This window comes from Victivallis sp., assembly GCF_048170485.1.
Lineage (GTDB): Bacteria > Verrucomicrobiota > Lentisphaeria > Victivallales > Victivallaceae > Victivallis.
In genome coordinates this window covers 1-11,260 of record NZ_DBEXAY010000244.1, presented here as the reverse complement: position 1 = coordinate 11,260, position 11,260 = coordinate 1, and the positions used below count along the sequence as shown (strand labels likewise).

8 protein-coding genes and 1 pseudogene are annotated in these 11,260 nt (G+C 58.3%); 8 read left to right on the top strand and 1 reads right to left on the bottom strand.

Features of this window, described 5'->3' with window-relative positions:
* The first annotated feature begins 141 nt into the window (after positions 1 to 141).
* From ACMLHG_RS12835 to ACMLHG_RS12800, 8 genes and pseudogenes are all read left to right on the top strand, one after another.
* Positions 142 to 885 (top strand): GntR family transcriptional regulator, encoded by a 744-nt coding sequence (locus ACMLHG_RS12835; protein WP_417170740.1) that lies wholly within the window; start codon positions 142 to 144, stop codon positions 883 to 885.
* On the top strand, positions 869 to 2,293 hold the full coding sequence (locus ACMLHG_RS12830) for an FAD-dependent oxidoreductase (protein WP_417170739.1): 1,425 nt from the start codon (positions 869 to 871) through the stop codon (positions 2,291 to 2,293). The genes ACMLHG_RS12835 and ACMLHG_RS12830 overlap by 17 nt, the downstream gene beginning before the upstream one ends.
* A complete protein-coding gene (locus ACMLHG_RS12825; RefSeq protein ID WP_417170738.1) occupies positions 2,290 to 4,407 on the top strand; it encodes a hypothetical protein in 2,118 nt (705 codons plus the stop codon). The genes ACMLHG_RS12830 and ACMLHG_RS12825 overlap by 4 nt, the downstream gene beginning before the upstream one ends.
* A 15-nt stretch (positions 4,408 to 4,422) precedes the next feature.
* Entirely contained in the window at positions 4,423 to 6,075 is a 1,653-nt protein-coding gene (locus tag ACMLHG_RS12820) for an FAD-dependent oxidoreductase (RefSeq protein WP_417170737.1), read from the top strand.
* A 131-nt stretch (positions 6,076 to 6,206) separates the two neighbouring features.
* On the top strand, positions 6,207 to 6,854 hold the full coding sequence (locus ACMLHG_RS12815; protein WP_417170736.1) for a hypothetical protein: 648 nt from the start codon (positions 6,207 to 6,209) through the stop codon (positions 6,852 to 6,854).
* On the top strand, positions 6,769 to 7,155 hold the full coding sequence (locus tag ACMLHG_RS12810) for a nitrilase-related carbon-nitrogen hydrolase (RefSeq protein WP_417170742.1): 387 nt from the start codon (positions 6,769 to 6,771) through the stop codon (positions 7,153 to 7,155). The genes ACMLHG_RS12815 and ACMLHG_RS12810 overlap by 86 nt, the downstream gene beginning before the upstream one ends.
* Entirely contained in the window at positions 7,037 to 7,279 is a 243-nt protein-coding gene (locus ACMLHG_RS12805) for a nitrilase-related carbon-nitrogen hydrolase (RefSeq protein WP_417170741.1), read from the top strand. Before ACMLHG_RS12810 ends, ACMLHG_RS12805 begins: the two co-directional genes overlap by 119 nt.
* A pseudogene (locus tag ACMLHG_RS12800) lies at positions 7,177 to 8,973 on the top strand (type I restriction endonuclease subunit R); the annotation flags it as partial. The gene ACMLHG_RS12805 and the pseudogene ACMLHG_RS12800, both read left to right, overlap by 103 nt.
* A 190-nt stretch (positions 8,974 to 9,163) precedes the next feature.
* Here ACMLHG_RS12800 and ACMLHG_RS12795 read toward each other — a convergent pair.
* Positions 9,164 to 10,381, bottom strand: a complete 1,218-nt coding sequence (locus ACMLHG_RS12795) for an FAD-dependent oxidoreductase (RefSeq protein ID WP_417170735.1) — start codon at positions 10,379 to 10,381, stop codon at positions 9,164 to 9,166.
* Positions 10,382 to 11,260 lie beyond the last annotated feature (879 nt).

Below are 11,260 nucleotides of genomic sequence, written 5' to 3'. Positions count from 1 at the left end.
AGATACAATAAGTTTTGATTTTAGCAAAAAACGACACCTATGGTTACATGGGTAAGGGGAATTACGCTTCGAATATAAGAAAAACTGGAAAAAAGTTACAAAAGTGGCTTGACAAAACCTAACATGGAAGGAGGTGACTCCATGGCCAAGGTAACCTTGCAGAACCAGGCGTATCGGATGATTCTCGAACGAATCATCCGTCACGAATTCAAACCCGGAGAGCCGATGCGGGAGTCGAAACTGGCGGCGGCACTCGGCATCAGCGTCACGCCGGTGCGCGAAGCGCTGCACCAGCTGGAGCGCGAAGGCTGGCTGGAAACCTTTCCATGCCGGGGAGCTTTCCTGCGCAAAATCACTCCCCGCGAAATCGAAGAGTTCCGCATCATGCGCGAGACGCTGGAACTGGCCTGCGTGGACGCATTTCTCAAACACGCCGAAGATGAGGACTGTGAAGCGCTGCGACGCAACATCGCCGAGAGCGAAGCGCTGCTGGAAGAGCTGCGTTCCGCCCCCCCCTCCCCCGATGAGATGGATATGCGGTGGCGATTTATCGACAGCGCGTTTCACCAGCTCATCATCTCCGGGACCCACTCCGCGCGACTGATTGCGGAAGCGGAAAAATGGAGCATGCAGATTCAGGTCTACATGCAATCCCAGCACGACGAAAGGACGTGCGAAGAGCGGCTCGACTCCAAGTCGCAGGTTCTGCGTCAGCATCAGGCAATTCTGCTGGCGCTGGAGATGGCGCGCAAGGAACAGGGTATCTGGGTGGAAGCGGCCCGAACGCTTGTCAGGGCACACCTTCCGGGCGCCGGTCGTTTCGACGGTACTTCGGAAGGCAATTCCGGGAAAGGAAGGAGGAAATCCCATGGGAAACGCGCCTGAAATTTCCTCCCTCGACCGGGGGGCGTCAGGATATGATGTCGTCGTATGCGGCGGCGGCAGTACCGGCATCGCCGCCGCCATTGCCGCGGCGAATCACGGAGCGCATACGCTGCTGATCGAATACTCCGGATGCGTCGGCGGCGCCTCCAGTTTCATTCCGGGCTGGCTGGGCTTTCATGCGCTCGACGGCAAACCGGTCGTCGCGGGGGAACCGCTTCGTCTGCTGGAGGCCCTGCGACGCCGGGGAGGAGCGACCCCGTTTTATCATGATCCGATCTGCGGCAGCGTGACCGGAATCAATAACCACTGGTGGAAAATCGTCGCTTTGCAGGAGTTGGAAAACGCGGGGGTTGATCTGATGCTCCGCGCCGATTTGAACGGGGTGGAACGTACCGGCCGCCGCATTACCGGAGTCGTGATTTCCACCGGCGGCGGCAGCCGACGCATTCCCTGCCGCCAGTTGATCGACTGCACCGATTCAGGCGTGGTCGCGGCGCTCGCGGGAGAACGGCAGAGCTGGGGGCGCAGTCAGGATCACAAGGTCCAGGCCTCCAGCTGGGTCTTTTCTGTCGGCAACATCAATTTCGAGGAGTTGTACCGGTATTTTCTGGCCAATCCGGAACAGCTGCGCCCATTCCGTCTGAACGATCCTGTCGGACACATCCGGACGATTCGGGATGTCGACGCGTTCGTCATGGGTGCGTTTGAGCAGTTGATCCGCGAAGCGTCCAGCCGCGGGATGAAACTGCCGCGCGTAAATATGCCCGGTATCGCATTCCCGAAGGAGAAGCGCATGGTCAGCGTCGCGACCCGTCTCGAATCTGTTGATCCGCGGGATCCGCTGCGGCTGGGACGCGCGACGATGGAAGGCGCCGGGCAGGTCGGTCTCTGGCTGAGGTTTCTGCGCGAGATGGTTCCTGGCTTCGCCAGCTGCATCCTGATCGACACGCCGAAGATCATCGGCATGCGGGAAACCGCCCATCTGACTGGCCGCTACACCCTTACCGCGGAAGATCTCCTGACGGGCAGGATGTTCGACGATGCGATCGCGCTCGGCGCCTATCACATGGACATTCATTCCCCCGACCACAAGGGACTGGAAACCAGGCGGGTACCGATCTATTCGATTCCGTTCCGCTCGCTGCTCGGCGTGGAAAACGACAACTTTGCGGCGGCGGGCCGCACCATCTCCGCCACTCACGAAGCGAACTCCTCCACCCGGGTCATTCCCATCGCCATGGCGACGGGGGAAGCAGCCGGAACGGCGGCGGCCCTCGCCTGTCGCGGGCGGATCGGCCTGGCCGACGTCGACCGCGCCCTTCTGCGGGAAACGCTTCGGGAAAGCGGCGTCAAACTCGACATGCAGGAAGACCTTACCAGAAAAAACCATGGAAGGAAAGCATCATGAAATTTATCCGGAGTGCCCTTCTGGCAGCAGTTGCAATCGCCGCAACGGGGGCGGAAACCGAGTGGGAATCACGCCATCGACAGGCTCTCAACCGCCCGCGGAGAATCATCGTAAACAACGACGGCTGCGATGCGATCAGTTATCCGCGAGCGCTGCCGGTTACGGTGGAAAATTTTCTGAACCGGCGGATGAAGCTGGTTTCCGGAATTCCGAATTCCTGCGTGTTCTACAGCTTGAACGCGTTCGGCATTCAGTTGAATTCGCGGATCAAGGATTCGACCCGGCCGGTTCACGACAGCGAGGACCGGCCGGAATATCCAAAGGTTCTGAATGCGACCCGGCAACTCTATCGGCAGACCGGCAAAGATCCAGTTCAGCTGGCGCGGGAGTATGCCGGCGCCAACGGAATTGAATTCTTCATCACAATCCGGTTCAACAACGCGCATGACGGCTCTCAGCCCTCTCATATGCCGAAAATCAAGCGCCGCCATCCGGAGTATCTGCTCGGAGGCCCGGAGCGGGAACAGCGTCCGCCAGCCGCTCACTGGAGCGCTCTGGATTTCAGCAACGACTCGGTGCGGAAGCTGATGCTCGAATACGTCAACGAAGCGGCCCGCAGTTATGACGTCGACGGAATCGATCTTGACTTCTGCCGCTTCCCCTGTTTCTTCAAGTCGGCGGCGTGGGGCAAACCCGTCTCCGATGCGGAACGTGCGCAGATGACCCGACTGCTCCGCGAAATCCGCGGCTCCCTGGATGCAATCGCCCGGAAACGGGGGCGGCCGCTGCTGCTCTCCATCCGGACTCCCGATGCTCCGGAAATCTGCCGCGCCATCGGACTCGATCTCGAGACATGGATGAAGGAGAAACTGTTCGACCTGTGGGTTGCCGGTTCCGACTTCGGGTACTATGCTCCGATCGCTTCCGGCGTCGCCCTTGCGAAACAATACGGAATCCGCTACTACCGCAGCATCGACCGCAGCTGGATCAGGGCAAAGGGTATCTTCAACCGCAACCGACCGGACGCGTTCGATGCGCAGCTGGCTGCGGCGCTAGCCGCGGGAGCTGACGGCGTAAGCCTCAATAATCTCGCCTTCAATCCCTATCTGAAACAGGTGGAAAAATCCGGAAGTCATCTCTATTTCGCCACCGTCAGCAACTGGTGGTGCCGTATTCCGGGAGTGCCGGACGATCAGCGGCAGCTGCCGGCACTCTCGCCGAACGATCGAGTCGTGCTGACCATCGGGCGCCCCCGTCGTTTTTTCCTCCAGCTCGGCCCCCTGCCGCCAGACAGCGCCGCAACGCTCTATCTCGCTCACAGCAAGACGGCGAAGGCGCCGGCTGTCACCGTGAATGGACGCCCGGCGAAGTTCCTCTCTCAGCACGAAACCGGTTCGGCCTACCGGGTCCCCTGCGAGGCGCTCAAGCCGGGAGTGAACACCGTGACGATTCAGACCCGGCAGACGAAACCCGCCATGCGGCCGCTGATCAAGGAGGGGGTGGCAACCGGCAACCCGGCCGCGGGTCTGCGCTGGTGGCGGTTGTTCGGCGCAAAGTTCGTAGCGCCCCAAAGCATTGCAACCGTAAACGGCGTTCTGCGATTCACCGGAGGCCTGTCCCACGAACGGGCCCTGCCGAACCAGCTCCTCATGCTGACGCCGTTCGGCAGGGGCTGCCCGATCGAACTACAGTTCGAATGCCGCACCAGCCGCGATTCGGAGCCGCTGGCCAACGTGCTGCGCCTCGCCGACGGCGACAGGGTGGAAATCATTGACTTCCGTCCGGACCGGATCGAACTGGTGCATAGTAAAAAAACGATTCCGTTCGATTGTACGACATTTCATCTCTATCGCCTTCGCCTTGCCGGCCGGATATTGACGCTGGAAGCGGACGGGAAAAAACTTTTCGAAGTGCCTCTGACCACCTCCGCCGCGGATCCGGCCAACTTTCTGCCGTGTCCGTGGCATTTTGAGCCGGGGATGAATACGGAAAGCCTTCTCGTCGGGTTTCTTGCCCCTCGGGTGCGCGGCGTCGGGGAATGGAAAAATCTCTCCATCCGTTGTGACCAGTCGCTTTCCGACCTGGCACTGGCGGTGCGCCCCGGAAAAAAGTGACAACAGGAAGGAATCATGCAGGAACTACATTGTGACATTTTGATCGCGGGCAGCGGCCTCGGCGGAACAGCCGCGGCCCTGGCCGCCGCGGAGACCGGTGCACACGTCATTCTTACCGGAGAAACCGGCTGGCTGGGCGGGCAGGCAACCGAACAGGGCGTGCCTCTGGATGAACATCCCTGGATCGAACAGTTCGGCTGCAACGCCTCCTACCGCCGATTCCGGGATGGGGTCCGTGCCCATTACCGGCGCAACTATCCCCTGAGTTACGCCGCGCAGAAAGATCGAACCCTGAATCCCGGCGCGGCCTGGGTCTCCGGACTCTCGTTCGAACCGCGTGCGGGCCGGGCGGTGCTCGAAGAGATGCTTGCGCCGCTGCGCAGCGCCGGGCTGTTGCGGTTTCTGCCCGGTCTGAAACCGGCAGCAGTCGAATGCCGCGGCGACCGGATCGAGGCGGTACTGTTCCGGGAATCCCGCGGGGAACGGGAGCTTCTCATTTCCGCCCGTCAGATCATCGACGCCACGGAGCTGGGCGATCTGCTGCCCCTGGCCCGGGTGGAATATGTCACCGGTGCGGAATCCATTCACGAGACCGGGGAGCCATCCGCCCCGGAAACCGCAGATCCCCTCAAGCAGCAGGGATTTACCCATCTCGCGGCGGTGGACTACATCCCCGGAGGAAATTTCGTCATTGAAAAACCGGCGAACTACGCAAAATTCCGTCCACGATTTGAATCTCTGTGTGCATTCGGCTGCGGAATGACCAGCCTGTTCGCCCCCGGAATGCTCGATGAATCCGGAGAGATGGTCCGGCTCCCGGAGTACAAAAAATGTATCTGGAACTTCCGGCGCGTCCTCTGCCGCGGCAACTTCCGGCCGGGCGTTTTTCCGAGCGACATCACCATGTTGATGAACGGGAATGAATGTCGCGGCGTTCCGCTGGTCGGCATCGGCGAAGAGGCGCGGCGACGCGCCCTGGCCGAAGCGAGGGAATTGACCTTGTCGCTGATCTATTTTCTCCAGACGGAACTGGAAAACGCTCAAGGCGGCTGCGGCTTTCCAGGAATCCGACTTCGAGGCGATGTGTTCGGCACCTCCGATGGCCTGGCCCCCTATCCGTACATCCGTGAAGCGCGCCGCATCCGCGCGGAATTTACGGTGAAGGAGCAGCATTTCCGCCGGGACTGGCCGGGAAACGAAAAGGGACCGGTCAAGTTTTTCGATTCGATCGGTGTCGGCGGTTACCGGATCGACGTTCACGAACCGCCAAAATCAAGCCACAACGGCGCGACCAATGTGACAGACGCCCTGACCGGAACCAGCCATCTCCAGCAGATTCCGCTCGGGTCGCTGATCCCGGTTCGAATGGAAAATCTGCTGGCGGGATGCAAAAACATCGGCTCGACCCATCTGACCAACGGCTGTTTCCGGCTGCACTGCACGGAATGGAACATCGGGGAAGCCGCCGGTGCCCTGGCGGCGTTCGCTCTGGCACGGAAGAGCTCTCCGCGGGCAGTCCGAAACACGCCCGAACTCCTGGCGGACTTTCAGCGTCTCCTGATCCGCCGCGGCGTCGAACTGGACTGGACCATCCCGTCCTGCGGCCAGTCCTACGCCGGATACCATTCCGGAATTCCCGACTGGTACTGGGGCGAAGCGAGGCCCTGAGCGCATCGCATAAGCCAGCCCCGGATTGCAGAATCCGGGGTTTTCGTATCTTTTCCGGGAAAATGCAGTGGTCGTTCCCTCGGCGGCGGGCTATATTAATGAAATGCAACTCAAGACAACAGGAGGGCGCCATGCTCAAACCGGACCGTTTTTTCACATTTCTTCCACCGGGCACCCGACAGGCGCCGGAACTGTTTCGCGAATCGGGCGCCTTTGTCCTCCGGCGCAATGGAAGCTCCAACGTCATGGCGGCACACGTCGTGAGCTTTCCGCTAGACGGCAGTCCGGCATTTCGTTTCCAGGCCGAAGCCTCGGTCGATTCGGCGGCGCCGCCCGAAAGCGTCGGCGTCGTGGCGGACTGGCTCGCTGGCGACGGTACCACCATCGCCCGCGACTATCTGGAGCGGGAACTTCGTGGCGAAAGACGCCGGTTCCTGCGGATCCTGCCGCGCCCGGCGAAGGCGGTCCGCGTGGAGCTCCGGATGTTCAGCCGCTGGCTGGATCGGCCGGTGCGATTCCTCATGCCGGAAGTGACCGGCTGTGTGATTCCGCCGCGCACGCTGCGACTGGTCACCGTCAGAATCGATCCGCCGCGCCCCTCGACCGAAGCGGAAAACCTTCGACTCGCAGAACGTTTTTTCGACCGTCAGAAAGCCGATGGAGAATTCCCCGATCTGATTCTGCTGCCGGAGAATCTCAACACCCGCAGCACTCCCGGCCCCGCCTGCGACCAGGCGCAGCCGGTTCCCGGTCCCTGGAGCGCCTTTCTCGCGGCGTAGGCGAAACGGGTTTCAGGCGTATATCGTCACCACCCTGGCGGAGCGGGAGGGCGACTCGCTCTACAACTCGGCGGTTATTCTCGGGCGGAACGGAGAGCTTGTCGGGAAATACCGCAAAGTCCATCTGACACTCAGCGAGGCAGAAGCGGGATTCCTGCCGGGGTGCGTTTCCGGTGTTTCAGCTGGACTGCGCGAAAATCGGCATTGCCACCTGCTGGGACAACTGGTTCAGCGAATCCGTGCGCCGTCTCGCGCTCAACGGCGCGGAAATCGTTCTCTTTCCTCTCGCTGGAGACGGTGACCAGACCCATTGGCAGCACACCTGCCCAACGCGACCTTCATCGGCTTCACCGGAACACCCATTGCTCAGAAAGACCGCAATACTCGCGAAGTCTTCGGCGATTACATCGACATTTACGATATGACACAGGCCGTCGAAGACGGCGCCACCCGGCCGGTGTTCTACGAAAGCCGGGTCATCCACCTGAACCTCGATGAATCCATCCTGAAGCGGATTGATTCCGAATACGAACAGCTGGCCCTGAATGCCGAAGGATATGCGATCGAAAAGAGCAAGAAGGAGCTCGGCCAACTCGAAAGCATTCTCGGCGCACCGCAGACCATCGATGCCCTGTGCCGGGATGTCGTGAGCCACTATGAGAATTTCCGCGCCCAGGAGTTGACCGGTAAAGCGATGATTGTGGCCTATTCCCGGCCCATCGCGATGAGCATCTACCGGAAAATTCTGGAACTGCGTCCCGCCTGGAAGGAGAAAATCGCTGTGGTGATGACCGACGGGAACGACGACCCCGAAGATTGGCGGCCGATTATCGGTAACAAGGCAAAACGGGAAAAACTTGCCGCAAAATTCAAAGACAACAATGATCCTCTCAAAATCGCCATCGTGGTCGATATGTGGCTGACGGGATTTGACGTTCCGTCTCTGGCAACGATGTATGTATACAAGCCCATGTCCGGCCACAATTTGATGCGGGCAATCGCCCGGGTCAACCGCGTATTCAAGGACAAAGAGGGCGGGCTGGTCGTCGATTACGTCGGAATCGCCAAAGCCTTGAAGCAGGCTATGAATGATTATACGCAGCGAGACCGTAACAATTACGGAGATACCGACATCGGCAAGGCTGCACTGCCGAAATTCCAGGAAAAACTGGAAGTGTGTCGTGATCTTTTCCACGGGTTCAATTACTCCGGCTTTTTAGATGGCAGTGACCTGCAACGCTCCAGATTGATTGCCGGCGGCGTCAACTTCCTTTCGAATCCGGAAACGCCGAAAAAGAAAGAGTTGTTCCTCAAAGAGGGACTGCTGCTTCGGCAGGCATTGTCTCTCTGCCGCAGCATTGTTTCACAAGACGAACGCTATGAAGCCGCCTTTTTTGAGGCGGTGCGGACCATGTTGACGCGCCTCACGCAAAATCCCCGTCATTTCTCGCTGAAAGAAATCAACGAACGGATCAATGAGTTGCTCAAGCAGACCATCAAAAGCGACGGCGTGATCAATCTGTTTGCGGATGTGAAGCAGGAGTTCTCTCTGTTTGACCCGGCTTTTCTGGAAGAAGTTTCCCGGATGAAAGAGAAAAACGTCGCCATCGAAATTCTGAAAAAACTGATCGCGGAACAGGTTTCTGTGTATCGCCGTACCAACGTTGTAAAATCGGAACTCTTTTCTGAAAAACTCCAGCGGGCAATGAATACCTATCTCAACGGGATGCTGACCAATGAAGAGGTGATCGAAGAACTGAAGAAAATTGCACAGGAGATCGCTGCCGCCACGGCTGCCGGCAACAAGCTCGGCTTGTCCGTTGAAGAAACCGCGTTCTATGACGCCTTGACCAGACCGCAGGCGGTGAAAGACTTCTACGATAACGACCAACTTGTGGCAATCACCCGAGAACTGACTGAAATGCTCCGGAACAACCGTACCGTCGATTGGCAGAAAAAAGAAACAGCCAGGGCAAAAATGCGTTCCATGATCAAGCGGCTTCTCAAAAAGTATAAGTATCCTCCGGAGGGTCAGGAAGAAGCATTGCAAACTGTCATGAGTCAGTGCGAAATGTGGGCCGACAATACTGATATGGGCGAGATCTGTCAGGTAGAATGAAGATCGTCATAATGGAATATATGGTCGAATCCGATATCTTCCGCACATTCGTTTCTGAGTGATTACAGATAATAAACGTGAGTTGGAGCTGCCGAAGCAAGAAAGCTGGACCGTCCAGTGCGATCGGTTGCAGCTCCATTTGCTCTCCCTGTGACTCTCCGCCCCCCGGAGAGTCGCTGCGGAAAGAAGCTCAATTGAAACGGTCGGGGAGGACGGCGCCGTGTGATTTCAAGGTCTGTCGAAGACGGTCGAGAGCGATCCGATCCGGAGACACGCCTTCCGAAACCGCCTGCGCCGCCGCCGCTCCCGCGGCCTGCCCCATCGCCATGCAGGAGGCCTCCACCCGCAGCGCGGAAAATGCCCGTTCATCACAGCAGAGCGCCTTCCCTGCACAGAGCAGATTCGGCAGCTGCTCCGGCAGAAGCGCCCCCAGTGGAATCTCCGGGAATACTCCATCTCTGAGAAATTGATACTCGATCCCCCGCTCATGGTGGATATCGATGTAGTAATAGGTCAGCGCGACCGCATCCTCATACTGTTTTCCGCTCAGATACTCCTCCGCCGTGATGCAGTGACGACCGACGATCCGCCAGCTCTCCCGAATCCCCGTCGTTTCACAGCAGTCCTGAAGAACACAATGTTCCAACCCCGGCTGACGACGGAGAAAGCGCAGCATTTTCAACAGCCGCTGCCGCCCCTGTACATCCGCATCGGACTGCGTTATGGCGTCGGAAGAGTCCGCATTAAAAATATGCTGACAATTCCCGCCACGCCGACGGAGGTATTCAACAAACGGCTTATCCTCAAAACAGAAATCGCCCGGTTGCAGTTCATGGCAAGCCAGCGCTTCGCGATAGGCGAGTTCCAGCGCCTCCGCATCCAGTTTCTCCGGATCATACCCCGTCAGATGAAACGTCAACGTTCCCGGCTGTCGCGGTTCGCTTCTCATGCACGCGCCGCCCGCCATGCGGACAATCGACGCATCCCCGGTGCAGTCAACCACCTGCGTCGCCGCAATCCGGCGCTGACAGAGCTTACCGGCAAGATCCGTCAACCAGCGTTTCCCGTCGAACTTCACCTGAAGAGGAATCAGACCGTATGCAAGCTCCCCGCCGGCCGCAAGAAATTTTTCCTCGGCCAGCATGGCAAACACCATTCCCGGAAGCACCACCGGCGCCCCGGGACGGTTCGGCGTATGCTCCTCCGGCCCCGGCATTTTTCCGTCGGACAAAGCGACACACTCCTGCGCCAGCTCCCAGCCAATCCCTCCGACAATCTGGCGACCTTTCGCCCTGAAATAGGCGGCATTGAAAATACCGTTCCTGGAAATCGCTCCTCCACAGCAGCTCCCGGCTTCCACCAGCATGGTTCTGCAACCGCTGCGGGCCGCCTCCGTCGCCGCCGTCACCCCGCCGGCCCACCTCCAACCACCAGTACGTCAATTTCATCCATTCTCAACCTTCCTCACGGATCGGCAGAGCCAGATTCCAGCTCTGCGTGATATGATGGAAACTGCCAGCCGCTTGTCCTCCGGCGATCCGGATAATACAAACCTGGATTCAGATTGAACGTGGCCTTCGCATGATATTTTTTCAGAAGTTCGATCAGACGGAGATCCGTTTCCACACCATCGTCCCAACAGCAGGCAACATGTACCATAGCGAGGTCCTTTCCCGAAATAGATTGAATTGAGCGTCCCACGTAATATGCCACCGCTTCGCGGAAATCACAAGCCGAAGAGGTAATTTCAAAAGTTTTTAATCTGTTGTTTCAATTTTCCAGTCGGAAATCTGCAGTGAGGCTGTATCGAAGTTTGCCCCGACAAGGACGGAGTACAGGTATTCCCGGAAATAGCCCTGTAATGCCCTCTTTTTTTCAAGGGCGGCATTGCAGGATATTGACAGCGAGTGAAACGGAACGGAATTCCGCAGAAAAAAATAACAGAGTATTTGGGAATTTCCAATAAAAAGAGTCCCAAATATGCAGATTGTCAATGCGGCTTAACGGGACCGGAAAAGTAATCTCATACGCTGCTGCAAGCTGGTCGTTCAGGCGGCATTATCCAGAGAGTTGGCAGTGGGAATTAAAACGCCCTCTATCGACTCTGCTGCCGGTAGAGGGCTTGACGTTATTCTACGGGAAAGAATGCCTCATCGACGGTCCTTGCCATAGGTCACACCTCTTTAACGCTCGAAATTTCGGGTAGTTGATAGATTTTCAACTTGAAGTATTCACGATCCCGAAAGCCATACGCCTGTTTGATCAGCCAGCGGATTTTATTATTGAA

What these genes read in the sequence shown, in the direction of transcription:
- ACMLHG_RS12830 (WP_417170739.1), top strand. Translation starts at nt 869, where the DNA reads ATGGGAAACGCGCCTGAAATTTCCTCCCTCGACCGGGGGGCGTCAGGA.
- ACMLHG_RS12815 (WP_417170736.1), top strand. Translation starts at nt 6,207, where the DNA reads ATGCTCAAACCGGACCGTTTTTTCACATTTCTTCCACCGGGCACCCGA.
- ACMLHG_RS12825 (WP_417170738.1), top strand. Translation starts at nt 2,290, where the DNA reads ATGAAATTTATCCGGAGTGCCCTTCTGGCAGCAGTTGCAATCGCCGCA.
- ACMLHG_RS12820 (WP_417170737.1), top strand. Translation starts at nt 4,423, where the DNA reads ATGCAGGAACTACATTGTGACATTTTGATCGCGGGCAGCGGCCTCGGC.
- ACMLHG_RS12835 (WP_417170740.1), top strand. Translation starts at nt 142, where the DNA reads ATGGCCAAGGTAACCTTGCAGAACCAGGCGTATCGGATGATTCTCGAA.